The sequence below is a fragment of the Paenibacillus sp. FSL R5-0519 genome (assembly GCF_037974275.1).
Lineage (GTDB): Bacteria > Bacillota > Bacilli > Paenibacillales > Paenibacillaceae > Paenibacillus.
This window is the reverse complement of record NZ_CP150234.1, coordinates 4,986,432-5,011,844: the sequence shown is the minus strand read 5'-3', so window position 1 is coordinate 5,011,844 and position 25,413 is coordinate 4,986,432. Positions and strand designations below refer to the sequence as shown.

30 protein-coding genes, 1 tRNA gene and 1 riboswitch are annotated in these 25,413 nt (G+C 47.8%); of the genes, 20 read left to right on the top strand and 11 right to left on the bottom strand.

Annotated elements, in window-relative coordinates:
- Positions 1–43: 43 nt before the first annotated feature.
- The 6 genes from MKY73_RS22695 to MKY73_RS22670 are packed head-to-tail and all read right to left on the bottom strand — an operon-like array spanning position 44 to position 4,828.
- Positions 44–1,015 (bottom strand): urease accessory protein UreD, encoded by a 972-nt coding sequence (locus MKY73_RS22695; RefSeq protein ID WP_339303565.1) that lies wholly within the window; start codon positions 1,013–1,015, stop codon positions 44–46.
- Positions 921–1,640, bottom strand: coding sequence for an urease accessory protein UreG (gene ureG, locus MKY73_RS22690; protein WP_017690021.1), 720 nt, complete (start codon positions 1,638–1,640; stop codon positions 921–923). Before ureG ends, MKY73_RS22695 begins: the two co-directional genes overlap by 95 nt.
- 33 nt (positions 1,641–1,673) lie before the next feature.
- A complete protein-coding gene (locus tag MKY73_RS22685) occupies positions 1,674–2,369 on the bottom strand; it encodes an urease accessory UreF family protein (protein WP_339303564.1) in 696 nt (231 codons plus the stop codon).
- 34 nt (positions 2,370–2,403) lie between these two features.
- Positions 2,404–4,122, bottom strand: coding sequence for an urease subunit alpha (gene ureC / locus MKY73_RS22680; protein WP_339240379.1), 1,719 nt, complete (start codon positions 4,120–4,122; stop codon positions 2,404–2,406).
- Complete coding sequence (locus MKY73_RS22675; RefSeq protein ID WP_339303563.1) at positions 4,119–4,508, bottom strand: urease subunit beta; 390 nt, start codon at positions 4,506–4,508, stop codon at positions 4,119–4,121. The genes ureC and MKY73_RS22675 overlap by 4 nt, the downstream gene beginning before the upstream one ends.
- Before the next feature lie 17 nt (positions 4,509–4,525).
- On the bottom strand, positions 4,526–4,828 hold the full coding sequence (locus tag MKY73_RS22670) for an urease subunit gamma (protein ID WP_253431836.1): 303 nt from the start codon (positions 4,826–4,828) through the stop codon (positions 4,526–4,528).
- 261 nt (positions 4,829–5,089) lie between these two features.
- Here MKY73_RS22670 and urtA point away from each other — a divergent pair, with 261 nt between their 5' ends.
- The 5 genes from urtA to urtE all read left to right on the top strand — a co-directional run bounded on the left by urtA (position 5,090) and on the right by urtE (position 10,000).
- The gene (gene urtA / locus MKY73_RS22665; protein ID WP_339240381.1) at positions 5,090–6,340 is read left to right on the top strand and encodes an urea ABC transporter substrate-binding protein; all 1,251 of its coding nucleotides are present in this window, start codon (positions 5,090–5,092) and stop codon (positions 6,338–6,340) included.
- Between the two features lie 196 nt (positions 6,341–6,536).
- A complete protein-coding gene (urtB, locus tag MKY73_RS22660; protein ID WP_339303562.1) occupies positions 6,537–7,442 on the top strand; it encodes an urea ABC transporter permease subunit UrtB in 906 nt (301 codons plus the stop codon).
- A 21-nt stretch (positions 7,443–7,463) separates the two neighbouring features.
- Positions 7,464–8,555 carry an urea ABC transporter permease subunit UrtC gene (gene urtC / locus MKY73_RS22655; RefSeq protein WP_339303561.1) on the top strand — a complete coding sequence of 364 codons (1,092 nt, stop codon included), beginning with the start codon at positions 7,464–7,466 and terminating at the stop codon, positions 8,553–8,555.
- Positions 8,518–9,327 (top strand): urea ABC transporter ATP-binding protein UrtD, encoded by an 810-nt coding sequence (gene urtD / locus MKY73_RS22650; protein ID WP_339303560.1) that lies wholly within the window; start codon positions 8,518–8,520, stop codon positions 9,325–9,327. Before urtC ends, urtD begins: the two co-directional genes overlap by 38 nt.
- Complete coding sequence (urtE, locus tag MKY73_RS22645) at positions 9,305–10,000, top strand: urea ABC transporter ATP-binding subunit UrtE (RefSeq protein WP_339303559.1); 696 nt, start codon at positions 9,305–9,307, stop codon at positions 9,998–10,000. The genes urtD and urtE overlap by 23 nt, the downstream gene beginning before the upstream one ends.
- Before the next feature lie 31 nt (positions 10,001–10,031).
- On the opposite strand, the gene MKY73_RS22640 is transcribed toward urtE, so the two are convergent.
- The 3 genes from MKY73_RS22640 to MKY73_RS22630 all read right to left on the bottom strand — a co-directional run bounded on the left by MKY73_RS22640 (position 10,032) and on the right by MKY73_RS22630 (position 11,877).
- Positions 10,032–10,667 carry a hypothetical protein gene (locus tag MKY73_RS22640; protein WP_339303558.1) on the bottom strand — a complete coding sequence of 212 codons (636 nt, stop codon included), beginning with the start codon at positions 10,665–10,667 and terminating at the stop codon, positions 10,032–10,034.
- 27 nt (positions 10,668–10,694) lie between these two features.
- Positions 10,695–10,904 carry an XRE family transcriptional regulator gene (locus MKY73_RS22635; RefSeq protein ID WP_253431853.1) on the bottom strand — a complete coding sequence of 70 codons (210 nt, stop codon included), beginning with the start codon at positions 10,902–10,904 and terminating at the stop codon, positions 10,695–10,697.
- A gap of 271 nt (positions 10,905–11,175) precedes the next feature.
- Positions 11,176–11,877, bottom strand: coding sequence for an urease accessory UreF family protein (locus MKY73_RS22630; RefSeq protein WP_339303557.1), 702 nt, complete (start codon positions 11,875–11,877; stop codon positions 11,176–11,178).
- Between the two features lie 443 nt (positions 11,878–12,320).
- On the opposite strand from MKY73_RS22630, the gene MKY73_RS22625 reads away from it, so the two are divergent.
- Positions 12,321–12,403 (top strand) — tRNA-Leu (locus MKY73_RS22625).
- 147 nt (positions 12,404–12,550) lie between these two features.
- Here MKY73_RS22625 and MKY73_RS22620 read toward each other — a convergent pair.
- Positions 12,551–13,030: a glutathione peroxidase gene (locus MKY73_RS22620; protein WP_215076520.1), complete on the bottom strand. Its 480-nt coding sequence runs from the start codon at positions 13,028–13,030 to the stop codon at positions 12,551–12,553.
- A 371-nt stretch (positions 13,031–13,401) separates the two neighbouring features.
- Positions 13,402–13,577, top strand: a riboswitch (cyclic di-AMP (ydaO/yuaA leader).
- 115 nt (positions 13,578–13,692) lie between these two features.
- Between MKY73_RS22620 and MKY73_RS22615 the strand changes: the two genes are divergently transcribed.
- Positions 13,693–14,091, top strand: a complete 399-nt coding sequence (locus MKY73_RS22615; RefSeq protein ID WP_339240389.1) for a hypothetical protein — start codon at positions 13,693–13,695, stop codon at positions 14,089–14,091.
- Positions 14,092–14,221: 130 nt separating this feature from the next.
- Positions 14,222–14,950 (top strand): HAD family hydrolase, encoded by a 729-nt coding sequence (locus tag MKY73_RS22610; RefSeq protein ID WP_339303556.1) that lies wholly within the window; start codon positions 14,222–14,224, stop codon positions 14,948–14,950.
- A 134-nt stretch (positions 14,951–15,084) separates the two neighbouring features.
- On the opposite strand, the gene MKY73_RS22605 is transcribed toward MKY73_RS22610, so the two are convergent.
- Positions 15,085–16,380: an Nramp family divalent metal transporter gene (locus MKY73_RS22605; RefSeq protein WP_339308699.1), complete on the bottom strand. Its 1,296-nt coding sequence runs from the start codon at positions 16,378–16,380 to the stop codon at positions 15,085–15,087.
- Between the two features lie 386 nt (positions 16,381–16,766).
- On the opposite strand from MKY73_RS22605, the gene MKY73_RS22600 reads away from it, so the two are divergent.
- From MKY73_RS22600 to MKY73_RS22545, 12 genes are all read left to right on the top strand, one after another.
- Positions 16,767–17,186 carry an organic hydroperoxide resistance protein gene (locus MKY73_RS22600; RefSeq protein WP_339303555.1) on the top strand — a complete coding sequence of 140 codons (420 nt, stop codon included), beginning with the start codon at positions 16,767–16,769 and terminating at the stop codon, positions 17,184–17,186.
- A gap of 216 nt (positions 17,187–17,402) precedes the next feature.
- Positions 17,403–17,648, top strand: coding sequence for a zinc ribbon domain-containing protein (locus tag MKY73_RS22595; protein WP_036610816.1), 246 nt, complete (start codon positions 17,403–17,405; stop codon positions 17,646–17,648).
- A 99-nt stretch (positions 17,649–17,747) separates the two neighbouring features.
- Positions 17,748–18,026, top strand: a complete 279-nt coding sequence (locus tag MKY73_RS22590) for a hypothetical protein (protein WP_253431871.1) — start codon at positions 17,748–17,750, stop codon at positions 18,024–18,026.
- A 179-nt stretch (positions 18,027–18,205) separates the two neighbouring features.
- On the top strand, positions 18,206–18,628 hold the full coding sequence (locus MKY73_RS22585; RefSeq protein WP_339303554.1) for a thiol-disulfide oxidoreductase DCC family protein: 423 nt from the start codon (positions 18,206–18,208) through the stop codon (positions 18,626–18,628).
- 61 nt (positions 18,629–18,689) lie between these two features.
- Positions 18,690–19,553 (top strand): DUF6612 family protein, encoded by an 864-nt coding sequence (locus MKY73_RS22580; RefSeq protein ID WP_339259512.1) that lies wholly within the window; start codon positions 18,690–18,692, stop codon positions 19,551–19,553.
- Positions 19,554–19,770: 217 nt separating this feature from the next.
- Entirely contained in the window at positions 19,771–20,154 is a 384-nt protein-coding gene (locus MKY73_RS22575) for a VOC family protein (RefSeq protein ID WP_339240396.1), read from the top strand.
- A gap of 160 nt (positions 20,155–20,314) precedes the next feature.
- Positions 20,315–21,532, top strand: a complete 1,218-nt coding sequence (locus MKY73_RS22570; protein WP_339303553.1) for a ParA family protein — start codon at positions 20,315–20,317, stop codon at positions 21,530–21,532.
- Positions 21,529–22,833: an ATPase, T2SS/T4P/T4SS family gene (locus tag MKY73_RS22565; protein WP_339303552.1), complete on the top strand. Its 1,305-nt coding sequence runs from the start codon at positions 21,529–21,531 to the stop codon at positions 22,831–22,833. Before MKY73_RS22570 ends, MKY73_RS22565 begins: the two co-directional genes overlap by 4 nt.
- A 40-nt stretch (positions 22,834–22,873) precedes the next feature.
- A complete protein-coding gene (locus MKY73_RS22560) occupies positions 22,874–23,617 on the top strand; it encodes a type II secretion system F family protein (protein WP_339308698.1) in 744 nt (247 codons plus the stop codon).
- A gap of 12 nt (positions 23,618–23,629) precedes the next feature.
- Positions 23,630–24,499 carry a type II secretion system F family protein gene (locus tag MKY73_RS22555; protein WP_339303551.1) on the top strand — a complete coding sequence of 290 codons (870 nt, stop codon included), beginning with the start codon at positions 23,630–23,632 and terminating at the stop codon, positions 24,497–24,499.
- A gap of 11 nt (positions 24,500–24,510) precedes the next feature.
- Complete coding sequence (locus tag MKY73_RS22550) at positions 24,511–24,702, top strand: Flp1 family type IVb pilin (RefSeq protein WP_339303550.1); 192 nt, start codon at positions 24,511–24,513, stop codon at positions 24,700–24,702.
- Complete coding sequence (locus MKY73_RS22545; protein WP_339303549.1) at positions 24,680–25,360, top strand: TadE/TadG family type IV pilus assembly protein; 681 nt, start codon at positions 24,680–24,682, stop codon at positions 25,358–25,360. The genes MKY73_RS22550 and MKY73_RS22545 overlap by 23 nt, the downstream gene beginning before the upstream one ends.
- The last annotated feature ends 53 nt before the right edge of the window (positions 25,361–25,413 follow it).

Here is a 25,413-nt window from a genome sequence, read left to right as displayed (position 1 = left end):
AGTTCAGAGGTTTTTTTGTATTAACCATGCATGTTTCATGCCCTTATTTACGAAAGACAAGAGTTTCTTTGCCTAGCAGTTGGGGGCGGAGTGTGTTCCAGATCTGAAGGCACTGTTCCTGAAGCTCCCAAGCGGCCATGCCAAGGAGTCGAACGCCGATGCCTCCCGTTGCCAGTAAACTTGCACCTGCGAGCATCCGTCCATCGGGTGGCAGCGCGGATCTGACTTGTTCCAACTCCGCAGTACCAAGCCCCGGAGCGATTATCCACAATGCAGCGGTATGTGTGTAGTGAAGGAGAGATGCTGAGTGTTTGGGGTCATCGGTTGCCGGTTCGAGTCCGAAACGATCCCAGACAGCCAGTTGCTTACCTTGCCATATCTCCGTCAAGCTGCGGTAGCGTTCGAACTGGAACGCTTCTCCCCGGTGAATCCGTCCGGCAGACCAGATATCTGCATAGGCAAGAATGGCCTGTTCATCCAGCTCAAAGGTTACTGCGAGTGAAGAAGAACTCCCTTTGAAGGGAATGACGCATTCCGGGAAGTATTCCAGCGTAGCTCCTTTTCCCAACCGAAAGTGATGATTAACGGATGAGGGAATGGAAGGTGTGGGATGAAGTCTGGTCGCTGATGTGCTGCTCAGCATGACATGTGTGCCTTCACCTAATTCCCACTCGGAATGATAATGATCCCCGTTAAGGACTCCGGGAGAGACGTCTGACGTGTACACGCATAACTCGGTTCCGCCTCCGGGAGGCCGAAAGGATCGGCTAAACCGGAGAGGGGCGCTGTAATAACGATCGGTCATAACCGTCCGCTCGCCTTGAAAGGCAAAGGTGGCCCGAAGCTCGCTGCGGCGCGTGACAGGCTCACCTGTACTTTCGTTCCGATTCATCTCTGTCCCGGTGGGCACAGGAGGTGAATTAATGTGAGTGAGTGCCGTGTTCATGGCTGTGTGAATGCAGATGTGCAGCGGAAGCATCGTCATCCATATATTGATGTTCGAGCCAGTGGACAATCTCGGATACACCTTCACCGCTCATTAGATTAGACATGACATAAGGGCGGCCTTCGCGTACCCGCTCGGTATCATTTTTCATCACTTCCAGGCTTGCTCCAACGTAAGGGGCGAGGTCCGTTTTGTTGATTAACAACAGGTCTGAACGCGTGATGCCAGGTCCGCCTTTGCGCGGGAGTTTCTCTCCTTGGGCAACGTCGATAATGTAGATGAATACATCAGCGAGTTCTGGACTGAATGCAGCGGAGAGATTGTCACCACCGCTCTCGATAAAGATCAGTTGCAGATCCGGGAAACGTTCAATCAACTCGTCAACTGCTTCGAAATTCATGGAAGCATCCTCACGAATAGCCGTGTGCGGGCATCCGCCTGTCTCTACACCGATAATACGCTCTGGTGCCAGTGCATTCTGACGCAGCAAGATCTCGGCATCTTCCTTCGTATAAATGTCATTGGTGATGACAGCAAGGCTATAACGTGTACGCAGTGCCTTGGACAGCTTCTCGACAAGGGCTGTTTTGCCTGAACCTACCGGTCCGCCAATGCCAATTCGCATCGGACGACTCCGATCAAATGCCTTACGTTCCCACTCCGGATGATGCGTATGATTAGCTCCTCCACACATAACAATTCCTCCTAAGTTAGATAAAAGTTGTAGTTAAGACATAAACAGCCGTGCGGGTAAGGTCTCGTGCCGCATAGCATAGATTTCCTGGGCGATTCCGAAGCTGTGCATATCTTCCGGGTCATTTTCCCGAATGAGTGCCCATTCTGCTTCGATATCATCGAGCAGCTTCTGAATCAACATCTGCGCCTCGGTTTGACCGATGGGCAGAAGGCGAAGTGCACTGTTTACATAAGCGTTAACTGAGGTATACAGATGCCCGGTGACAGCCTCATCCAATGCAATCTCCAATTGATAGTTGATATAACCGTGAATGGTCGTGATACCGCAATACGCGCCGTGTTCCCGTATGGCCTCATCAATCAGGGTGAAGTCCATCCATGGATAGAGTGAACGGGCGAGTTTAAGTAGTCGCTTTCCCATTTTGTGGCCGCTTTCCCTGAGTTCACGAGGGGAGCGCTGGGCGTGGACACGTTTGTCATACAGGGCAAGTAGAGCGGCATCCTGCTGATGTATTGCCTGATAGACGCTTTTGATGGCAAGACCATCTAGTCGCACAAGACTGGAATGAAGCTGACTGCGAATAAACTGTTCGAGCTGCGCAGTATTTTGTACCGTGCCATCATGTGTATAAGCCTCCAGACCGAAGGAATGGGAGAACCCGCCGATGGGCAGGGCTGAATCCAACAGCTGAACGTAACGGAGCAGCTTCGTGCCACTATTCATCATGAGTGCCCCCCTTATCAGCTAATCCGTATTCAGATCAAAACATAAAGTAGCGCTGTGCCATAGGTAACTCGTCTGCAGGTTCACAGGTGAGCAGTTCGCCGTCGGCGCGTACCTCATAGGTTTCGGGATCGACCTCAATGACAGGGGTGACGTCATTGTGGATCATGTCTTTTTTGCTTACCGAGCGGCAGCCTTTAACAGGTTCAACCCGCTTTTTCAGCCCTAATGTCTCTTTGATTCCCGCATCTGCTGCGGCTTGGGAGACAAAGGTGATCGATCCGCTGGCAATGGCGCTTCCATAGGCTCCGAACATCGGTCTGCCAAATACCGGCTGAGGGGTTGGAATGGATGCATTGGGATCACCCATCTGGGCGAATGTAATCATGCCGCCCTTGATGACAATCTCGGGTTTAACACCAAAGTAGGCCGGTTTCCATATGGTTAGATCTGCCAGCTTGCCGACTTCCACCGAACCGACGAGATGTCCGATTCCATGGGCGATCGCCGGATTGATGGTGTATTTGGCGACATATCTCTTGATTCGATCGTTATCGGAAGGTGAGTCTGGGTTGAGTTCAAGTTTGCCGCGCTGTTTTTTCATTTTGTCGGCTGTCTGCCAAGTGCGTATAATGACTTCGCCCACTCGGCCCATGGCCTGTGAATCGGAACTAATGATGCTGAACACGCCAAGATCATGCAAAATGTCTTCGGCCGCAATGGTTTCGGGACGAATCCGCGAATCTGCAAAAGCGACATCTTCCGGGATGGAAGGGTCCAGGTGATGGCACACCATCAACATATCCAGGTGCTCTTCTACAGTGTTGCGTGTGTAAGGTCGTGTTGGGTTGGTGGATGAGGGGATAACGTAGGACTCCCCAGCGGCCCGAATAATGTCCGGTGCATGTCCGCCACCAGCGCCTTCCGTATGGTATGTGTGGATTGTCCGGCCATTGATCGCGGCCAGTGTGTTTTCGAGAAATCCGGTTTCATTCAGTGTATCGGTATGGATAGCGACTTGAACATCATGTTCACCGGCGGCAGTCAGGCAGGCATCGATAGCGCTCGGAGTGGTACCCCAATCCTCGTGTAGCTTCAGACCGATTACACCCGCTTCAATCTGTTCGATTAAAGGTGCGGTGCTGGAGCTGTTGCCTTTGCCGAGGTAACCGATGTTCATGGGAAAAGCTTCTGCGGACTCCAGCATCCGGTGAATGTGCCAGGCCCCTGGTGTGCAGGTGGTGGCTTTGGTTCCTGTTGCTGGTCCTGTTCCACCGCCAATCATGGTTGTTACCCCGGAGGATAATGCAGTCTGAATCTGCTGTGGACAGATGAAATGAATATGGGTATCAATGCCGCCAGCGGTTACAATCATGCCTTCACCAGCAATGATTTCGGTGGAAGCGCCGATGACCAGCGCGGGGTGAACCCCATCCATTGTATCCGGATTACCGGATTTGCCAATGGCGCAGATATGACCATCCCGAATACCGATGTCTGCTTTTACAATGCCCCAATGATCAATGATGATGGCGTTGGTAATAACGGTATCAGGAGTACCGTCACTGCGCAGGGCAGAGGTGGACTGGCCCATCCCGTCGCGGATGACTTTGCCACCCCCGAACTTGCTCTCATCTCCGTACACAGCATAGTCATGTTCGATCTCTGCCCATAGTTCGGTATCTGCGAGTCTTACGGCATCACCGGTTGTGGGTCCGAACATCGAAGCATATTGCTCGCGACTCATTCGTTTCATGAGGACTCACCTCCATCCTGTATGGGAGGGGAGAACGTCTTCAGGAATGCCTCCAGTTTCTGTGGATCGGGTTGTTGATCCGCTGAGCCTTCCGTTAATCCATTGAATCCGTGAATCTGGCGTTTGCCGCCAAAGGTCGTGAGTTCGACGGGTTTCTCTTCACCGGGTTCGAAACGGACGGCGGTGCCTGCCGGAATATGCAGACGATGTCCAAAAGCTGACGTGCGATCAAAGTCCAGTGCGGCATTAACTTCATAGAAGTGAACGTGAGAGCCGACCTGGACGGGACGGTCGCCACGGTTCAGGACAATCAGGCGTAGAGTTGGGCGATCCGGATGACAGATGATATCGTCATCTGGCTTCAAGCGATATTCACCAGGAATCATGGTTTCTCCTGCCTTTCTCAGCGTATAGGTTCATGTACAGTAACCAGTTTGGTACCGTCAGGAAATGTGGCTTCTACCTGTACTTCAGGGATCATATCAGGAACGCCATCCATACAGTCTTCGCGTGTCAGGATGGTGCCTCCGTGTCTCATTAAATCGGCAACACTCATTCCATCCCGTGCCCGTTCCATGAGTTCGGAGGTCAATAAAGCAATGGCTTCGGGAACATTTAACTTGAGTCCGCGTGCTCTGCGTTCACGGGCGAGGTTAGCGGCCACGGTAATCAGGAGTTTTTCCTTTTCCTGTTCAGTCCAGTGCAAGGCAATCCGACCTTTCGCTTATAGTGTCTGATAAGTTCATAATTCAAGTGATATGTTAAATATACTCACACAGGGTGAATCCTTTGTCAATAAGCTTCAAAGCTTATTAGCAGTATGCATGAAACAGATAGGCATGAAATAAAATTATGTAAGCTATATTGACATGAAGAGTGTAACACTCCATAATTTGGATCAACGAACATTTCAGGTGCAAATGACCTTAATGTTCGGCAATAGACTAAAAAAAGGGAGTGTAGGCTATTGAAGAAGAGGTCGGTCAAGTTATGGAGTGTTTTGCTAGGTGCGGTCATTGTCATGACGGGATGTGTGGAGGGTGCTGCGCCGCCTGAAGCTTCAGGTTCGGGTGGTACAGGAGAGCCGGCTGCATCCAGTGATACGATTAAAGTTGGTATTCTTCACTCCCTCAGCGGAACGATGGCAATCAGTGAGGTATCTGTTAAAGATGCCGAGATGCTTGCTATTGAAGAGATTAACGCCGCGGGCGGAGTTTTGGGTAAGCAGATCGAGCCAGTAATTGAGGATGGCGCTTCGGATTGGCCTACTTTTGCGGAGAAGGCTGGAAAGTTGCTGCAACAGGATAAGGTCGCTGCAGTATTTGGTGGATGGACCTCTGCAAGTCGGAAGGCTATGCTCCCGGTGTTCGAACAGAACAAAGGTCTATTGTTTTACCCGGTGCAATATGAAGGATTGGAATCGTCGCCAAATATTTTTTATACAGGAGCAACAACGAATCAGCAGATCGTTCCATCCGTAACCTGGTTACTGGAGAACAGGGGAAAGACGTTTTATCTGCTCGGTTCAGATTATGTATTCCCAAAAACGGCCAATCAGGTCATCAAGGCACAACTCGCAGCAGAGGGCGGCGAAGTGGTGGGTGAGGAATACACACCGCTGGGACATACGGACTACAGTACCATCATTAGTAAAATCAAGGCTGCGAAGCCGGATATTGTATACAATACACTGAACGGGGATAGCAATGTGGCCTTCTTCAAACAATTGAAGGACGCAGGAATCTCATCGGATCAGATGACAACCCTATCGGTAAGTGTAGCGGAGGAAGAAATCCGTGGTATTGGCGCAGACGTATTGAAGGGGCATCTCGCTTCGTGGAATTATTATCAGACAACGGATACACCTGAAAATGCCACATTTGTTGCCAAGTACAAAGAAAAATACGGTGCTGATCGGGTGACAGCAGATCCGATTGAAGCGGGATATGTGGCAGTTTATCTCTGGAAGGCAGCGGTGGAAAAAGCAGGATCAACCGACGTGGAGAAGGTTAAGGCAGCTGCGAAGGGTCTGGAGTTTGATGCACCGGAAGGTAAGGTGACTGTGGATGGAGAGAATCAGCATATCTACAAAACCGTACGGATCGGTGAGGTACAGGAAGATGGACAGTTCAAGGAATTGTGGAATTCTGGTGCGCCTGTCAAGCCGGACCCTTATCTGAAAACGTATGAATGGGGAGCTTCCCTTAGCGCCAAATAACATAGAAACCCCGTAATAAACATAGATAACTCGCTTCAAAGCAGCCGAAACAGAAACGAGGGTGTGACAACACATCCTCTAACCGTATCGCGGTAAAGCGTTGATGTGATGAGTGTATGTATTGGATGTGTAGTGACTGAGACGGATTGAAGTCATGCACATTAGCGAGAGTCACGGTATGGAGGAGGGGATTGCGATGGATATGTTTATCCTGCAGATGTTCAATGGTCTGAGTATCAGTTCAATTCTATTGTTGATTGCACTCGGTCTGGCGGTAACGTTTGGGTTGATGAATGTCATCAATATGGCTCACGGTGAACTGATCATGATCGGTGCATATGCCACATATGTAACACAGAATCTGTTCATGTCCTATGCTCCAGCGGCGTGGTTTGGTGCCTACTTTGTTGTGGCTTTGCCGATTGCGTTCATTGTAGCTGCTCTGATTGGCTGGCTGCTAGAAGTCTTACTGATCAGGCATCTATATGGTAGACCGCTGGACAGTCTGCTTGCGACATGGGGCGTAGGGATGATGCTGCAACAGCTGGCCCGCACGATATTCGGAGCGCCGAATGTGGGGGTATCCAGTCCGGCTTGGCTCAATGGGGGATTGGCGATCTCGGATGGCATTGTATTTCCATACAAGCGAATTTTCATTATCGCATTGGTTGCGGTTGTGCTGTTGTGTATGTATCTCTATATCTATCGAACATCATCCGGAAGACGAATGAGAGCTGTGATGCAGAATCGGAGTATGGCAGGATGCCTTGGAATTTCGACTCGGCGGGTGGATGGCATGACCTTTGCCATTGGTTCGGGCATCGCGGGAATTGCTGGCTGTGCATTAACGCTCATTGGTCCGATTGGCCCTTCCCTTGGCACGTATTATATTGTGGATGCATTCATGGTCGTTGTTCTGGGTGGCGTAGGGAAATTGGTCGGAACCGTGTGTGGTGCACTGGGAATTGGTATGTTCAACACGCTGTTCGAAACGTATACCTCTGCCTCCATTGGCAAGGTGCTGGTATTTGTGTGTATCGTTGCTTTTCTGCAATGGAAACCACGTGGCCTGGTTGCAATGCGTACACGGAGTCTCGATTAACGTGAAGAAGGGGGTTAGTTCATGTCGGCATTACTCAAGACTGGCAGTCTGAAAATGAGGATCATCTGGGCGGTTGTGCTCATCATGATGTGTCTTGCTCCACTGATCTCCACGGAGTTTCGTCTGAGTCTGTTAGCCAAGTTTTTGGCGCTGGCGATCCTGGCCATTGGTCTCGATCTGATCTGGGGATATGGGGGTGTGCTGAGTTTAGGGCACGGCGTGTTCTTTGGGCTGGGTGGGTACGCGATGGCAATGTATCTGAAGCTCCAGGCCAGTGGAACAACGCTTCCTGACTTCATGGGATGGAGTGGTCTCAGTGGTCTGCCGTGGTTCTGGGAACCGTTTCGCTCTTTCCCCGTGGCCTTGTTATTGGGAATAGCCCTTCCGGCATTGCTCGCCTTTGCCCTGGGGTGGTTTACGTTCCGTAACCGGATCACCGGTGTTTATTTTACCATCCTGACTCAGGCTTTGGTTCTGATCACAGTGACATTATTTGTTGGTAAACAGGAATGGACGGGTGGGACGAATGGCATTACCGGTTATAATTCAATCTTTGGTTTTACACTTCATTCGGCAGGAACCACCATTGCTCTCTACTATATAACCCTTGCTGTTCTGGTGATTGCTTATGTGCTCTGTCGTCGAATGGTGAACAGTCGGTTCGGCCAAGTGCTCGAAGCTGCGCGTGATGGAGAGAATCGGGTGCGATTCCTCGGATATGATCCGGCAGGATATAAAACGCTGGCTTTTGCTTTTTCCGGTGCGCTTGCAGGCATCGCGGGCATGTTGTTTGTTCTTCAGGTCGGTATTATCTCGCCATCCATGATGGGGATTGTGCCCTCCATTGAGATGGTTCTGTGGGTTGCGTTGGGTGGTCGCGGTACGCTTATCGGTGCGGTCATCGGAGCGGTGGTACTGAATGCAGCCAAAACAGGTATAAGCGAGGCTTATCCTGAAGGATGGTTGTTTGTCATTGGTGGGCTCTTTGTAACGGTAGTTTTGTTCATGCCAAACGGTATTGTGGGTGTGTATCGTCATGTTGTTCGCTTGCTGAAGCGGAGAGGAGAGAGTGCGCATGTCCAAGTCACTCGGGAAAAACCTGAAGTCTACTAAGGATTCGGCAGTCCTGGTAGCTGAGGATATTACAGTGGCCTTTGGCGGGTTCGTTGCTGTCAAAGGCATGAATCTGAAGCTGCATGAGCATGATCTGCATTTTCTGATTGGACCGAATGGTGCGGGGAAAACGACGATGCTGGATGTGATCTGTGGTAAAACCAAACCGTTGTCCGGCTCGGTGAAGATGGGGGATGGCGTGGACTTGACGAGACTGAGAGAACACCAGATTGTTCGCAAAGGTGTAGGACGCAAATTTCAGGCGCCATCAATCTTCGCGGGTCTGACGGTGCAGGAAAATCTGACGCTGGCAGCGGAGACTCGACGTTCCCCTTTGCAAGCCATCGGTATTCGTCGATATGGGAAAATGAGTGCTGCGATGGAGCGTGTTACGCTACAGATTGGTCTGCAAGATCGCGTTGAGACTCGTGCAGGAGCGTTATCACATGGGGAGAAGCAGTGGCTGGAGATCGGCATGTTGCTTCTGCAGGAGCCACGTGTGTTGTTGCTGGACGAACCAGCCGCAGGCATGACGGATGAAGAAACGCACAAGACAGGGCGACTCTTGCAAGAGATTGCGCGTGAACGCTCGGTTGTGGTGGTGGAGCATGATATGGAGTTTGTGCGAGAGTTCGCAGCCAAGGTAACGGTAATGCATGAAGGGAAACTGCTGAAGGAAGGTACGATGGCGGAGGTACAGGCAGACCCGAAAGTGGCAGAAGTGTATCTGGGCAAAAGGAGGGATGACCATGCTGTCGCTGCAACGAATTGAATCCGGCTACGGGGAGAGCAATGTGCTTCGTGGTGTGAATCTGGACGTACAGCCTGGACAGGTGGTGTGTCTGATGGGGCGTAACGGTGTGGGTAAAACCACGTTGATGAAAACATTAATGGGGCTGCTCAAAACACGCAAGGGCAGTATTCGGTGGCAAAATCAGGAGTTATGCACCTTGGACACAGCCAAGCGGGCAAGGGCAGGGATCGGTTATGTACCGCAGGGGCGGGAGATTTTCCCGCAGCTTACGGTGAAAGAAAACCTGTTGCTTGGTCTGGAGACAAGTGCTCCGGGATTAAAAACGTTCCCGGAGGATGTGCTGGCGATGTTCCCGGTGCTTGCTACGATGTATGGACGGCAGGGCGGGGATCTGAGTGGTGGACAGCAGCAACAATTGGCATTCGCCCGGGCGTTGGCTTCCCATCCGGGGTTGTTACTGCTTGATGAGCCGACAGAAGGCATCCAGCCTTCTATCGTGGAGGACATTCGGCAGGTTATTTTGCAGCTCAAGGCAAAGGGAGACCTCTCGGTTCTGCTGGTAGAGCAGAGTATTGATTTTGTAAGGAGTGCCGCCGATTATATCTATATCATGGACAAAGGGGCCATCACCCTGCATGGGACACCGCAAGAACTGGATATGTCGCAGTTTGAACATCATCTGTCCGTGTAGTTGCAGTAAGCGTGTTGAGTGGAGAGTGGTTTCAGGAACGCTTGTCCAGGATATTCGAGTATTTCGGATATAACCGCCGGATGCATTCCGGGCAGATGTCGTGGGTGAATTCGGCGTGGGTATGCTTCTCCAGATAACTCTCAACGGAGGTCCAGTGTTCCTCTTCGTCCTTGATTTGTTTGCAGACAGCGCAAATAGGCAGCAGTCCGCGCAATGTGCGCACTTCAGACAATGCCTTCTTCAATTGGCGTTCTGTCTTCCTCTGTTCTGTAATATCCATGTGTGCAATCAAAGCGAGATCGGTATCCAGAATTGAATTCGTGTGAGACAGAGGGGTGAGTTCCACACGAAACCACCTCTCTTCGTTGTATATAGTATACACGCAGATGTCATATGTATGATTTCGATTAAAGGGTATTCCGCGTTCTTTCAAATTCTGTGCGACATGTGCCATGTTTGCGTTCTTGCTTCGTATTGCCCAGGCTTCCGTCAGATGCAGGTAATGTGCATGATTAATATTCGCATCCGGGTGTGGTGGTGATTGGCCGAGCCCCTGTTGCCAGGCGCGGTTACAACTGTGAATGATCCAATTATGATCAACGATGATGAGTTGGTGACGTATGGACTGGAACGACAGTCTCTCCAGATCGGATGTAACATGTCTCATGGATGGGGCCCTCCTTTGACAGAATTCTTATCTCAGTTCATCTGGAATATCCAAAATATCAGCGACCATGTGCCTGAATCGGGTTGCTTTGCGTGTGCCGTGGATGAGATTGGATAAACGGTAGGGTGGGATGCCGTGCTGTTCACAAAAGGTCTTCTGGTCCACTTGTAGTTCGGTTAGCCGTCGTTTGATGGCCCATCCGAACGGAGTGACTGGTTTTTTCTTGTTCTTGTTCAAAAGGGTTCACCCCTGGTTAGAATGTAGTATTCAGTCGCCCTTTCTTCATGTAGAATATATAGAAATGCGAGCTGTATATTTCATTATATACGTAAATCCGTCATCTAACAATTAAAAAAGACGGAAAAAAAGTGTATTTTGTGATGTTAAATGGCGTAAATACGTTAAATAAACAAATAAAATGACAAAAAACACGTCGGCAAGGAGGTTGCCGGCGTGTTTTTTAGTTTGTTTGATGAAGGGAAGGGGACGGGTTTGTGGAGCAAGAGGACTAGGCTCTGTAGGCATGAAGTCCAGCTCCAAGCATATGGAAACTGGGGAAAAATGATTTCATGGACATTGAGGTTGGCTGTGCCAGTCCATCCGCAGCCGAGGCGCTTACGGTATTCCATTCAGTCTCCAGATCTGTGGCCAGGCGTACCATCAGATCTTTGGTTATATCGTTGTTCAGGGGAATGACTTTGGAGGCTTCGGTTATGCAGGCATTCATGGCTGAATGCAGGTAACCAAGGACCGCTTCCTCGACCGGGATGTCGAGGTGGTGGTTAATCCAGGCGTGAACAGTGGAGAGGCAGCCAACCGAATCATATTTGGCGAAGATCTGTTCGAGCGGGCTAAAATCAATCCAGGGGTGCAGAGCGCGTGCCAGTCTGATCAATCGTTTTCCCATGGCGGCAGCTTGTTCTCTGAGATCTCCAGGAGTTCGCTGAACATGGACCAGTTTATCGATCAGTGCTATCCGCCATGTATCCTTGTGATCTGCTGCGGTATAGATGCCTTTGATGGCCATGCCTTCTAGACGAACAATGCTGGGATGCAACTGACAACGCATGAATGATTCGAGATCTTCAGCATTACGAATGGTACCCTCCCTGATATGGATATCCATGCCGAAGGAATGGGTGAATCCTCCAACCTGAATAGAGGAATCAAGCAGTTTGACATAATCGAGCAGCTTATTCCCACGGTTCACAATCATTCGCCTCCTGTGTTCGTTAAATGTCACGTTAAATGACATTTATATTCCTTTTTGTTAACTTTATGTTTGAAAATCCGAATTATATGATAGTTATCTTCCCATAAATGTCCGCTTTTTGTCAATAGTATCCGTTGAATTTAATGAATAGAATCTGATATTTAATATTTGTGTTATTTTATATAACTTATTGTGTTATTTATTTGGTGAAGTGCAGAGAGGACTATATATAAGGAAGGACTATATATAAATGAATCAACAAGATCGGCTCTTACCGAAAAAGAGGGGATCAAATCTAATAATATGCAGTTCATGGGTAAACATGACGAGAATATGCGTTTTTTGAGGAAAATGCCTAGCTAAAAAGAAGGTTTAAAAAATGCTTTACTTTTATTTCTGAACCCTGTATAATCAATTCTGTTGCCGATTATTTACGACATGCGGTCGTGGTGGAATGGCAGACACGCTATCTTGAGGGGGTAGTGGGCGTATGCCCGTGGAGGTTCGAGTCCTCTCGACCGCATCATATGAACGATGAAGAAGAAGCTTTCCATTAATGGAAAGCTTCTTTTTTTGCCTTTTTGAACAGTCTGGTATCCAGAAGTTGAAAAAGGCCATCCATTACCGGGGGTAATGGTGCTCTACCTTCCGGCTACGGGTGGCCGATGTACTATTTTTGCAGCAAGTTCTTGATATCTTCTTCAATCTTGTCAGGTGTTGTTTTGGGAGCATAACGTTTAACTACCTGTCCGTTCTGATCCACAAGGAATTTGGTGAAGTTCCATTTGATTGCTTTGGAGCCAAGCAGGCCGGGTGCTTCTTTGCTAAGGTGTTGGAAGAGCGGGTGAGCACTTGAGCCATTCACATCAATTTTCTCAAACATAGGGAAGCTCACGCCATAATTCATCTGACAGAACTCGGCGATATCGTCGGAAGAACCTTTTTCCTGGGCAAACTGGTTGCTTGGAAATCCAAGGACTTCAAATGGCGCATCCTGGAACTTGTCTTGCAGTTCTTGCAAACCTTTGAATTGAGGTGTAAGTCCGCATGAGCTTGCCGTATTCACAATCAGTAACACTTTATCACGGTAGTCGGACATTTCAACTTCTTGACCGCGAAGGGTATTCACTTTGTAATCGTAGACTGTCATCTCAATCGCCTCCATGATATCATCTGATACCTTTCATTATATTGGTTACAATTAAATAATGCAAAACTAATATGGTGTTAAAAGAATCAAAACTGGTAAGTTGTGCAAAATGCGTGAATGAATTGCGAAGTGATTTACGCGAGAGTGAGAATTAGATAGCTTTGACGAGGTGAATAGCGTATAACCGTATTGTAAGCGTTATTATATATGAATAATGGCGAAAATCTCCCGATTCGGTGATCTGTCCGGACTTTACACCGCCATGGCACGGGTGTATGATTCATATCGTAATTTCAATTTAAAACTAAATTGTACCTGAAAAACGAAACAAACGATAATATCGCTCAATCTTAACTTAAGATATACGAACGATGTTTTAATCGCTGAGTTTCCATTCATTCATGAGTGGGAAACGGGGGAACCAACGGAATGCGCTGTCCAGGACAGTAGGCATTCATGGGGTGAATTTTCCGGTGACAGCCGGAAATAGGGCGACTCTCGCGCCCGAATCCGTCAGCTAACCTCGTAAGCGTTAAAGGGAGAGGCAACAAGCCGTACGCTGGTTCATGGCGTTTTCGCCATGGATTCTTTAAGAAGCGTTCGGGAGGCCTTGGTCCCCCACGCTTCTTTTTTGTTGTCTTTTCACGCCAAGGGAGGAACGAATGATGGATACTGAGATGATCTTAGTGACTGCTCCTAATGAAGCAGGACGCAAATTTATCAAATTGCTGATGTACAAAAAAATGCCGTTTGCCGTTCTAACCAACAGTGCAGGGGAAGAGCGCAGACTCCGTAGAATCGGAGTAGAACATGTCATTCGCATGAATACGGCTGCAGCTCAAAAATGGTTTTTGCCGCAGGCAAGCGTTGGTAACGTATTTATTTTCGAGAACAGCCTGAATCTGACCTGTCGTTATTTACAGATCTGTCGATCGTGGACATCGAAATCCCTATGCGTCATTACGGAGCAAAGCCATCCGAAGGGGATCTATCGGGGAATGGGTGCAGACCGGATTGTATATTCACTCAATGGGGAAGTCGGCTTTCTCCTCAATGGGTAATGTCATAGCTTGAGATTGCTCAGGTGTAAGGTGCCTGTTATAATTGATTGTATTAGAATCAATTTCAGAATCGACTCAAGGTATTATGGATTTGATTCATTGATAAACGGAAATTTGAGGAGACTCGTGCATGATGGTGAGTCTTCTTTTTTTATGGTTACAAGGAGGAATTGGCGTGCCGGATGTGGGTGGATTGAAGTGGTTGTTTTTTGATGTTGGAGATACGCTAGTGGATGAATGGGACCCGGTTGATGATATTATCGGACAGTTCGTTCGCGAAGCCGGTGCTTTGGGGTATCCGGTGAAGATTGAGGCGGTACGTGAACTGTTCGCGAACTGTTATCAGAAATATGAACAATGGCCCATGAGAGTGGCAATTCGCACATTCATTGAAGATGAAGGACATCAGAAACAGATTCAGGACAAGCTGAAGTTTAAAAAAGATCTTGAACGACCTTTTCCTTCAGCGGATTCCGTTCTTCAGCAGTTGTCGCGGTATTATCGCATTGGCATTATCGCCAATCAGAGTCCTGGAACGGAAGAAAGACTGGAGAGTTACGGACTGCGAAAGTATGTTGATGTTCTGGCATGCTCGGCTGAAGAAGGGGTGTCCAAGCCAGATCCAGAGCTGTACGCTGTAGCCCTGAAACAGGCGGGTTGTGCACCGGAGGAAGCCGTCATGATCGGGGATCGGATTGATAACGATATCATTCCTGCCCGGAAGCTGGGCATGCGTACGATTCGAATTATGCAGGGGTACGGAAGATTCCAGCCAGACCGATCGGATGACGAACGCGCGGATTGGACTGTGGATTCATTGGATGAACTCCTGCCTTTACTGGTGCCGGATCAGGAATAGATGATTATTTGTTAGAGCTCGGAGTTTTACTACAAAAGAAACACCTCGCTGTACTGCAATAATAAAGGCTGATCAACTTGGTATTGAATACCGGAGTTGATCAGCCTTTTTAATGTTTAGTCGATAAGACGAGATTAGAATAACCGGATCGTCTGAATGATCAGATATACATTCAGCACAACGATAATTGCGGCAATGACCCATGAGATGATTTTGAGCCACAATTTGTTAGCGAATGCACCCATGCTTTTTTTATCACTCGTGAACATGACCAGAGGGATTACCGCAAAGGGTAATTGAAGAGACAGTACAACCTGACTCAAAATGAGCAGTTCTTCTGTGCCGTGTTCTCCTGCAATTGCTGTGACAATTACTGCCGGGATGATGGCGATCAGACGTGTGACCAGTCTGCGCAGCCAAGCCGGAATCCGAATGTTGAGGAAACCTTCCATAACAATCTGCCCTGCGAGTGTACCTGTAAGGGTAGAATTCTGGCCTGATGCTAACAGCGCCACACCGAACAGGATACTTGCGATTGTAGTCCCTAATAGGGGTGTGAGCAAGTGGTAGGCATCGGAGATCTCGGCAACCTGCGTCATGCCGGCACTATGGAATACAGCAGCTGATACAATCAGGATGGCCGCATTGATGAACAAGGCGAGTGTTAGCGCGATTGTAGAGTCCATGGTCGAATAACGAATCGCTTCTTTTTTGCCCTGTGGTGTCTGTTCGATCTGACGCGTCTGCACAATGGAAGAATGCAGATACAGATTATGCGGCATCACGGTTGCTCCTATAATACCAATGGCAATATAGAGCATGGCAGGGTTCTGCAGGATCTCCACATTGGGGACAAAACCATGGAGAACACCGCCCATATCCGGTTTTGCCAGGAACAGGTCAATCCCGAAGCAGAGGGCAATGGTGGCCATCAGCACGATGACGAGTGTTTCCAAGGCGCGGAAGCCTTTGTTTTGCAGTACAAGAATCAGGAGTACATCAACAGCAGTGATGATAACTCCGTACAACATGGGAATGTTAAATAAGAGCTTTAATGCGATGGCAGAACCGATGACCTCAGCCAGATCGGTAGCTGCAATGGCCAGTTCACACAGAATCCATAACATGACGACAACGGGCATGCTGAAACGTTCGCGGCAGGCTTGGGCCAGATCCCGTCCAGTGACGATGCCAAGCTTTCCTGCCAACGATTGAAGTACAACGGCCATCATGTTCGAGAGCAGGATGACGGATAACAAAGTATACCCGAACTGCGATCCGCCTGCGATATCTGTTGCCCAGTTGCCGGGGTCCATGTAACCTACGGCCACGAGATACCCTGGCCCTACAAAAGCGAGAAATTTCTTCCACCATGCCGCATTCTGCGGTACTTTCATGGAACTATGTGCTTCTCCGAGTGAAGGGGCCATGCCTGCAGTAGACAATGATTCACTTGAAGGAGCGTTGAATGGATTTTTTTTACTCATACGTTTATCACCTGACTCTTTGGAATAGTGATGCGGGACGAACCGCTCAAGATATATCTAAATTTTTATGTTTATTGTTACATTGTACTCCTTCAATAATTTTTGTCTAGTGCAACTTTTATGTATTAACACAAAAATTATGTTCTAATTTGAAATTGCTCTTTTGTATATTACCCAACCCCGGAAAAAATACAGATATGTGGATAAGATGCATGAAAATAATAAAGATGTAAAAGCTGATAAAGAACTAAAATGCGTTTCAAATTGAGCCAGAAGTTTAAATTGAATTGAAGGCATTTAAAACTATACGGATAAGGGAGAGATTCTTAATGGAAGCTTTATATACAGCAGTAGCGACAGTTAAAGGTGGACGTACAGGTTCGGTGACTTCTTCGGATGGCATGCTTAAACATGATCTGAAAATGCCCAAAGAGCTTGGAGGTTCCGGTGGTGAAGGTACCAACCCTGAACAGCTCTTCGCCGCTGGATATGGAGCATGTTATGAAAGTGCCCTTGCCAATGTAGCACGCAAAGCAGGCGTGAAATTGGAGGATGTGGTCGTTACAAGTAACGTATCCATTGGTAAAGACCCTATGGATGACGGTTTCCAGTTATCTGTTCGTTTGGACGTGAGTATGCCTGGTGTGGATCACAGTCAAGCAGAAGAGCTGGCTCGCAAGGCACATGATTTCTGTCCATATTCCAAAGCGACACGTGGCAATATTGATGTTGTATTAAACGTAGTCTAAGATTTGACTCCCCAATCAAAGGGGAACATATAGAGCAGGGTATCCCAGATACCTGATGTTCGTTCGTTTGAGTACAAAGCCCTGCTGGTCATCGGCAGGGTTTTGTGTTGATTATAATATAAGGGCAGGATGCAGGAGATCAGATGTCCAATCGCGTACTTTTTACATAATTGCACTCCCACTTCATGCTACACATTCCATAAAGGGGGAACGAAGATGAGTATTGAAGAGATGATCGAGCGCCGATTTGTATGTACAAAATGCAGGGGCACGGATTGTAACATTAAGGAAGTTTCCATGTCAGGAGCAGGCCTGAGCAAGATGTTCGATATACAGCATAACCACTACCTGTTCGTGGCTTGTGCTTCCTGCGGCTATGTTGAAGTATTTGATCCGGATGTTTTGAAAGGTAAAAAACAAGGGCAGGTAGGGACGATTCTGGATATTCTGTTTGGCGGGTAGACATGCGCGAGTTGACATTGAACTGAATTTTCTTTAATATAACTTAGTACTGAGTAGTGTCATTGCATGAACCAAATTTGAATTAAACAGGTGATATCCATGTCTTATAGACCGCGTATTGCAGATTTAGAACTAGCTTATGGTAACAAGGAAGACGGATTGTACGAATTCAAAATGAATTTGGTAGACGGTACAAAATGCCGTGTATTCTACTCCCGTTCTCCGGAATGGAAGATGACCAATATCAGCCGTCTGCAGAAAACGCCTTGTCCAGTATGTCGCAAAGATTTCATTTGCAAATGTATGGACCAGTGGGCAAGTGACCTGCATCAACAAATGATCGATGACCAATGGATGGAAAAGGCAATTGCTGAGTAATTGTCGGACAAGATACGAGCGTGGGCACAATGCCTGCGCTCTTTTTCTTATATTTCCTAACAATGCGTGTTCAAAAGTGGACTTTTTGAACCACCTCTATAATTAAATTTTAGAATTAGGAAACAAGATGGCTCAGATTGGGTAAGTTACTCTAACCGCAACAATAGGAGGCAGCCAATATGACAGCAAATCAAACGGATGTGCATCAGGGACATCCCATCGTACTGGTGGATGGCGTCTGTCACTTCTGCCAGGGCTTAACCAAATGGATTCTCAAACGTGACCCGGAAGGGAAATATCATTTTGCTTCGCTCCAATCGGATGTGGCCAAGGAACTGCTGGTAAAGGGTAATCTGTCGACAGACAGTATGGATACTTTTGTTCTGATTGAAAATGGAAAATACTACACACGTTCAACGGCCGCACTGCGATTGGCTAAAGGTCTGAAGTTTCCTTATCCATTGTTATATGTGTTCATTATTGTACCGAAATTTATTCGCAATGCAGTCTATAACTGGGTTGCTCGCAACCGTTATCGCTGGTTTGGCAAGGATGAAGCATGCATGTTGCCTACCCCGGAGATCAAAGATCGATTTTTATGATTAATAACGGAAATAATTGGGTAATGACTACAGATCATATCTAATTTGGGAGGACAACAACTTGAAGAAGTGGACTACATTATTTATCGGGGCATTATTAGCAGTAAGCTTGGCAGCATGCGGTAACGACACAGATAATACAGCAACGCCGCCAGCCACTAACAACGAAACATCCAACGAGGGCAATACACCTGCGGAGCAGGAAACAAAGATCCCTACCTTGGACGAACTGATTACCAAAACCAATGCAGCAACGAAAGAAATGAAAAGCTTCACAACTGAAGCAAACATTGATCAGAATCTGAAACTGGATGCGGGTGAACAGTCCCAGGATCAACAGGTTAAAACATCGCTCAAGATGGATATTATCAAAGATCCAATGATGATCTATCAAGAGATGAAAATGGAAATGTCGGGACAGGAAGCTCAGAACGTGAAGCAGTATATCACTTCGGATAAAATCTACTCCCAGGTTGGGGACCAATGGGTTGCGATTCCTGAAGCTCAAACTGCTGCATTAATTGAGCAGATGAAAGCAAGCATGAATCCGGAAGGTGAATTGGAGCAATTCAAAAAGATCCAAGAAGATACTGAAGTAACCGAAGAAGGCGACAATTATGTGATTAACGCTGACGTATCCGGTGATAATGTAAAAGAGTTGGCCAAATCCGTAATGGAGCAAAACGGCTCGGATGCCCAGATGCAAGCGATGCTGGATCAGATGAATATCACCAGCATGAAGATGAAATACATGATCAACAAAGAAACGTATTTGCCGGCAGGTACGGATGTAGCCATGGTCATGGAGATGGAACAGAATGAACAGAAAATGACGATGGACATGAAGATGACCAGTACATTCTCCAACCATGATCAAGTGGAAGAGATCAAGATTCCACAAGAAGCATTGGATAGCGCGAAGTAAATTGGCTGGCACAATTGCCCAAATGAAATGCTGAAGAACATAAGAAGTGATGGACGTACATCGTTGTGTACCGTTTACGCGCACCTCTGAATTAGATCTGTGTGAGCCAAGAGGTTCACCGGATTCAAACAGGGGTGTTTTCTTTTTAGCGGAGATTATGGTCAGGGTTCAAGGTGTTATAGTATAGTCATAATGAAGCAGAGAGGGGAGACAAAAGATGATCGAATATGCACACATTCACCATGTTAGTCTGGCTGTACGAGATCTGGAAGTCGCGAAAAAATTCTATTCGGGGTTACTGGGAATGCAGGAGATTGAACGTCCGGCTTTTCGCTCCACAGGTACATGGTATGCCATCGGTAGCCAGCAGCTTCATCTGTTACAGCACCCGGAGGGTCACACGTTACGTGAGGCTGGGATTGATACAACGGACGGCCACTTTGCGATCTGGGTGACCAGTTATTCAGGGACTATCGCTTGGCTGGAGCAGCAGGGAATTGAGTATGAAGCCAGACCTGATAGTGTAGCGGGATTCGCGCAGATTTTTGTACTTGATCCCGACCGTAACATTATTGAGTTCGATTCACCCTATGAATCCTAAGGATGAAGGGTTAGAATAAATCCCTTGCTCCACCAGAAATTGTATGCTATATTATCCATACATTCATAGCACGTGACGGAAGCACCGTCCATATACTGCATATTCATGCGGTTATTGGGCGGTGCTTTTTTGTGCTTTCTGACAGGGAGGGAAGGGGAATTTGATTGTACTGAAGGTTGTTCTGGTTTCGAAGGATAGAGATTACATTAGCGCATGGCTGGATTATGTGCAGGGGAGCTCGTCTGGTCTTCATGTTCGTTTCACGGCATTCTCCCAGGGGGATTCCTTCAGGGAGCATATGAATGAGCAAGAAGGTCGGGAATTACCGGATCTGGTTATTGCGGAACCGGAGTTTCTGAATGACTGGCTGAATAACGGGGGAGAAGGATCGGGTGTACCTTGGCTGATGCTTAGTGAAGGCATGGAAGAGGTGGATGAGGCCAAGCGGCTGTTGAAATACCAACCTCTGCCTGCTTTGCTGGATGCTGTGATGCATGCCTGCCGGCAACCACGCCGTAAGAAGGTGCATCTTCCGGGACAGGAAACTCTCTCCATCGGTGTAGTATCCGCTTCGGGTGGAAGTGGCAAAACGGCGGTAGCCCTGCATATGGCGAAGCAACTGGGACTTGCAGGATATGCTGTTCTTTATCTGAATCTGGAGACGTTGGACAGTACGCTCCCTTTTCTGGAAAAGGGACTAATTAGAAGTGGGCAGCGCCAGCCTGATGCGGAGACGGGATTGTCACGCCTGTTATACGATCTGAAGGTGGGCAGAAAGGAATCCGCCAAGCAGTTACAGGCGCTATCGAAGGACGTGGATGGATATGTGGTCCGGCATGAAGCATTGAAATCCGATGTGTTCTGGCCATTATCGAATCGTAAAGAATTGTTGCAAATGACTCGTGAGGATACGTCGAATCTGCTTCGTTATTTAACCGATAGCGGACAATATGACATGCTGATTCTGGATGGGGATTCCGGTTGGGATGGGCGCAGTGAAGGGGTGCTGGATACAGCAGATGCATTTGTCTGGTTGGTTGAGGATGACATATCTGCCATGCATCGATGGGGACAATGGTTGCAGCATGCTGAGCGAACGAAGCCGGAGGTGTACGAAAGTATCATGGACCGATCACGTTTTGTAGTTAACAAATATCGGGACAATGTTATCAATGCACTTCCACGTCCTGATCTGCATCTGGATGCAGTGTTGCCCTATATCCCTTCTTGGAAACAACTCAGTCAGGAGGAAGTCCTGCTTAGTTCACCGATCTTCCAACGTGAAGTGAAGAGATTATGTGCCATGCTGGTACAAGATGGCGAAGAAGAATTGAAGCAGACGGGACGAATTCAGAAGCAGGATCGGTGGGCGCTATGACGGATTCAACCCATAGAATACTGGATCGTGAAGAACAGTTTCAGATGATGCGCAGGGAAGTCAGGGCTGGGCTCGATTTAACCTCTTCAGCAGGAGATGATGAACTGTGGCAGGGGATAGAACGTAAAGTTCTCACCGACCCGAAGCTGGATGATCTGACCTCAGGTGAGCGTCATACGCTGGTACAGCGATTGTTTGATTCCTTTCGTGGATTGGATATTTTGCAGCCGCTCGTGGACCATCCCGATATTACAGAGATTATGATTAATAGTCACAAGGAGATCTTTGTGGAGCAGGAAGGTGAAGTCAGCCAGATCCCCCTTGAATTTGAGTCCAGGGAACGGCTTGAGGATATTATCCAGATGATTGTGTCCGGGGTAAACCGGATTGTGAATGAGTCTTCTCCGATTGTAGATGCCCGTTTAAAGGATGGTTCACGGGTCAATATCGTGTTGCCTCCTATTGCCCTGAAAGGCCCCACGATGACGATTCGTAAATTTCCCAGTGAACCGATGAAGATGTCCGATCTGATTGAAAAGGGAGCCCTGCATGAGGAAGCGGCAGAATTATTGCAGCAGTTGGTACGGAGCAAATATAACATCTTCATTGGAGGGGGAACCGGATCAGGAAAAACAACATTTCTGAACGCATTATCCCAGTTTATCCCTTCCGATGAGCGGATTATTACCATTGAGGATTCGGCTGAGCTACAGGTTGTTACGGTACCGAATCTGGTATCACTGGAAACGCGGAATGCCAATACCGAAGGTAAAGGACAGATATCCATTCGGGATCTGATCAAGTCTTCCTTACGGATGCGTCCAAACCGAATTGTAATTGGTGAGGTAAGGGGTGCAGAAGCGCTGGATATGTTACAGGCCATGAACACAGGTCATGATGGCTCTTTATCAACTGGGCATGCGAATACCATCTCGGACATGATCAGCAGACTGGAAACGATGGTACTCAGTGGTGCGGATCTTCCCATTGCGGTTGTAAGGCAGCAGATTAGTTCAGCAATCGATATTTTTGTACATCTGTCCCGGTTACGAGATCGCTCACGGCGGGTGACAGAGATCAGTGAAGTGATTGGCATGCAGAACGGTGAGGTTTTGCTGAATCCATTGTTTCGTTTCCAGGAACAAGAAGAGCGTGAAGGCAAAATAATTGGTGGACTAATACAGGTCGGAAAGTTGAATCAGGTGGATAAAATTCAGATGGCTGGGCTTGGGGAATGGCTGGATGCATACATAGAACAATATAGTGTTGAAAAAGATTCATCGGATAACAACGTGAATTAAAGTTATTGGAAGGTGATTACTGTTGGGTGAAGCCAGACAGATGTTGACGGATTACACCGTATATACGCTTTCCCGGAGACAACGAATGGTCTGTATGCTGATTAGCGGTTTGCTGTTTTTTGGCATCGGAATACTGTTCTACCATCACTGGTTGGCTGGGGCAATCCTGGCTGCGGGCTGTATATGGGTACCGAAACATTGGACCAAAGTGCTGCTGGAACGAAAAAGAATGACACTTAGTTTACATTTTAAGCAAGCGTTATATGCATTATCTTCGGCACTTGCCGCAGGAAAATCTGTGGAAAATGGATTCAAGGAGTCCGTGGAGGATCTGCGGATGTTGAACCCGGAAGCGGATACCGATCTGATTCGTGAGTTCACGATATTGCGAACACGGATGGAGTATGGACAAAACATTGAAGAGGCACTAGAAGACTTTTCGGATCGGGCGCAGATCGAGGACATTACGAACTTTGCAGATGTGTTTATTACATGTAAACGAACGGGCGGAGATCTGGTTGAAGTTGTTCGCCGTACCTCGGCTGTTATAGGAGAAAAGCTGGATATTCAGCAGGATATTATGGTCGCAGTTGCACAGAAAAAATTTGAATCGAAGGTGATGTTTGCCGCCCCTTTTATTTTTCTGATTTTTCTGAATTTGACTGCCAAGGACTTTATGGAGCCGTTATACAGCGGGATGGGGTATCTCATCTCTACGGGTGCACTTGCAGTGCTGGCCTGCTGTTATCTGTGGATTAATCGCATTATGGATATCAAAGTGTAAGGAGCTGAAGCGATGCTGCTTCCTGTTATAGTCGCAGGGATGCTTGGAGCGGGATGGCTTGTGTTGGATCGAACCCGGGGGCAGACCTACCGGCATCTGCGCAAGCTGGATATGGAAGGATTACGAATGAAGAAATTGCATGGTCCCTTCCTGTTTATATTGGACAAGTTCGAGATTGGACGCAGATTGCCTGTGCTCATGTTTCGGATGCAGCATGCCATTCAGAAAATGTATGGCATTCAGCACAGTGGGGAGAAAACGATGCTCTATTGCGCTGAAATGTTGACCTATACGTGGCTCATGCTGCTGGTGGGCTGCCTGTTGGCACTCGTTGGAGATATGGGTATCGGAGGGATGGTGGGTGGACTCGCGTTAGGAATAGCTTTACCTTTTGCACTCTATAAAGACCTCAATACCAAGGTCCAGCGGAGAGATCAGGATATCCTTATGGAGCTACCGGAGCTGTTAAATCGAATTGTTCTGCTGGTTGGTGCAGGCGAAACCGTTCAACGTGCCATCGTCCACTGTGTGACAAGCCAGGGTGAACGGGATCATCCGTTATACAACGAACTCAGAAAGACCGTGGGAGATTGGAATAATGGTTACTCGTTTCAACAATCATTTGAACAGTTCAGTCGCCGCTGCGGTGTACAGGAAGTGACGATTTTTACGACAACAGTGCTGCTGAATTTCCGGCGTGGGGGAGGTGACTTTGTATTGGCGCTGCGGGATCTGTCACATGTGTTGTGGGAGAAACGCAAGGCTGTCAGTCGGGCGAAGGGAGAACAGGCTTCTTCCAAACTGGTGTTTCCGATGGTACTTATCTTTTTTACGATTGTGGTTATGATCGGTGCACCTGCTTTTATGATGATGAATATGTAGGAGGAATTGGGATGATGGAAGTATTGAAGGACAAGGTCAACGCATTTTGGAAGGAAGAGGACGGACTTGGCACGTTGGAGCTGATTCTGATCATCGGGGTTATTATCATTATTGCGCTGTTATTTAGAACGGAAATAGAGAGAATAGTGGGAAATTTACTTAAAAAAGTGGACACGAAGAGTGATCAATTTTTTCCGGGTTAACAGGCTGAAAAAGGAAGAAGGGAGCTTCACCGTTGAAGCCTCCCTGATCTTCCCTGTCGTGTTGTTTATTCTGGTGTTACTGCTCTTCTTCACCATGTATATGTATCAAAAAACATTCCTGAATCAACATGCCTATGCAGCTTCCGAACGTGCAGCCTATAGCTGGGACAACAGTCACAAACAGGCGATGACGGGTGAATTTGTCGCCGGAGAACATGACAATCTGTACTGGAGACTGACGGATGATCGGATGCTTGGAGCGCTGTTTGGCTGGGCGGGAGCAGACAATCAGGTTAGCGTCTCAATACCTGCCGGAGAAGGGGGAAGTCTCTCGGAACAGAAATTGGCCCAAGCGGTTCAACATATGCCCTCAGCCATGAAAGGAACGATTGAGTATCAAAATTCTCTGATTCAGCGGAAAGTAACAACCAAGCTGGAACAAGTGATTTCTTTGCCTCTTCCTTCTTTTTTGTTCGATTCAGGTAAACGGGTTCTAACTCAAGGATCGTCCGCAGTTGTTGAACCGGTTGAATTCATTCGAACGGTAGATTTGGTCCGTTATTACGCCGCCAAGTTTAAAGGCAAGGGTGGTGCGGCGACCAGTACAGCGGCAGAGGCCGGACAGGTTGTGCAGCATTTTGGCAAAAGCAAAAAATGAGAAAAGGAGAGGGCGGAGCTGTTTAGAAAAAAAGACGGTGAGTTGGGCGCCGT

What these genes read in the sequence shown, in the direction of transcription:
- MKY73_RS22550 (WP_339303550.1), top strand. Translation starts at nt 24,511, where the DNA reads ATGATGGAAGTATTGAAGGACAAGGTCAACGCATTTTGGAAGGAAGAG.
- urtC (WP_339303561.1), top strand. Translation starts at nt 7,464, where the DNA reads ATGTCGGCATTACTCAAGACTGGCAGTCTGAAAATGAGGATCATCTGG.
- urtB (WP_339303562.1), top strand. Translation starts at nt 6,537, where the DNA reads ATGGATATGTTTATCCTGCAGATGTTCAATGGTCTGAGTATCAGTTCA.
- MKY73_RS22555 (WP_339303551.1), top strand. Translation starts at nt 23,630, where the DNA reads ATGCTGCTTCCTGTTATAGTCGCAGGGATGCTTGGAGCGGGATGGCTT.
- MKY73_RS22590 (WP_253431871.1), top strand. Translation starts at nt 17,748, where the DNA reads ATGTCTTATAGACCGCGTATTGCAGATTTAGAACTAGCTTATGGTAAC.
- MKY73_RS22685 (WP_339303564.1), bottom strand. Translation starts at nt 2,369, where the DNA reads ATGATGAATAGTGGCACGAAGCTGCTCCGTTACGTTCAGCTGTTGGAT.
- urtE (WP_339303559.1), top strand. Translation starts at nt 9,305, where the DNA reads ATGCTGTCGCTGCAACGAATTGAATCCGGCTACGGGGAGAGCAATGTG.
- MKY73_RS22605 (WP_339308699.1), bottom strand. Translation starts at nt 16,380, where the DNA reads ATGGCCCCTTCACTCGGAGAAGCACATAGTTCCATGAAAGTACCGCAG.
- MKY73_RS22600 (WP_339303555.1), top strand. Translation starts at nt 16,767, where the DNA reads ATGGAAGCTTTATATACAGCAGTAGCGACAGTTAAAGGTGGACGTACA.
- urtD (WP_339303560.1), top strand. Translation starts at nt 8,518, where the DNA reads ATGTCCAAGTCACTCGGGAAAAACCTGAAGTCTACTAAGGATTCGGCA.
- MKY73_RS22620 (WP_215076520.1), bottom strand. Translation starts at nt 13,030, where the DNA reads ATGACAGTCTACGATTACAAAGTGAATACCCTTCGCGGTCAAGAAGTT.
- MKY73_RS22675 (WP_339303563.1), bottom strand. Translation starts at nt 4,508, where the DNA reads ATGATTCCTGGTGAATATCGCTTGAAGCCAGATGACGATATCATCTGT.
- MKY73_RS22610 (WP_339303556.1), top strand. Translation starts at nt 14,222, where the DNA reads ATGATGGTGAGTCTTCTTTTTTTATGGTTACAAGGAGGAATTGGCGTG.
- MKY73_RS22640 (WP_339303558.1), bottom strand. Translation starts at nt 10,667, where the DNA reads ATGAGACATGTTACATCCGATCTGGAGAGACTGTCGTTCCAGTCCATA.
- MKY73_RS22595 (WP_036610816.1), top strand. Translation starts at nt 17,403, where the DNA reads ATGAGTATTGAAGAGATGATCGAGCGCCGATTTGTATGTACAAAATGC.
- MKY73_RS22615 (WP_339240389.1), top strand. Translation starts at nt 13,693, where the DNA reads ATGATGGATACTGAGATGATCTTAGTGACTGCTCCTAATGAAGCAGGA.
- ureG (WP_017690021.1), bottom strand. Translation starts at nt 1,640, where the DNA reads ATGTGTGGAGGAGCTAATCATACGCATCATCCGGAGTGGGAACGTAAG.
- MKY73_RS22575 (WP_339240396.1), top strand. Translation starts at nt 19,771, where the DNA reads ATGATCGAATATGCACACATTCACCATGTTAGTCTGGCTGTACGAGAT.
- MKY73_RS22565 (WP_339303552.1), top strand. Translation starts at nt 21,529, where the DNA reads ATGACGGATTCAACCCATAGAATACTGGATCGTGAAGAACAGTTTCAG.
- MKY73_RS22560 (WP_339308698.1), top strand. Translation starts at nt 22,874, where the DNA reads ATGTTGACGGATTACACCGTATATACGCTTTCCCGGAGACAACGAATG.
- MKY73_RS22585 (WP_339303554.1), top strand. Translation starts at nt 18,206, where the DNA reads ATGACAGCAAATCAAACGGATGTGCATCAGGGACATCCCATCGTACTG.
- ureC (WP_339240379.1), bottom strand. Translation starts at nt 4,122, where the DNA reads ATGAAACGAATGAGTCGCGAGCAATATGCTTCGATGTTCGGACCCACA.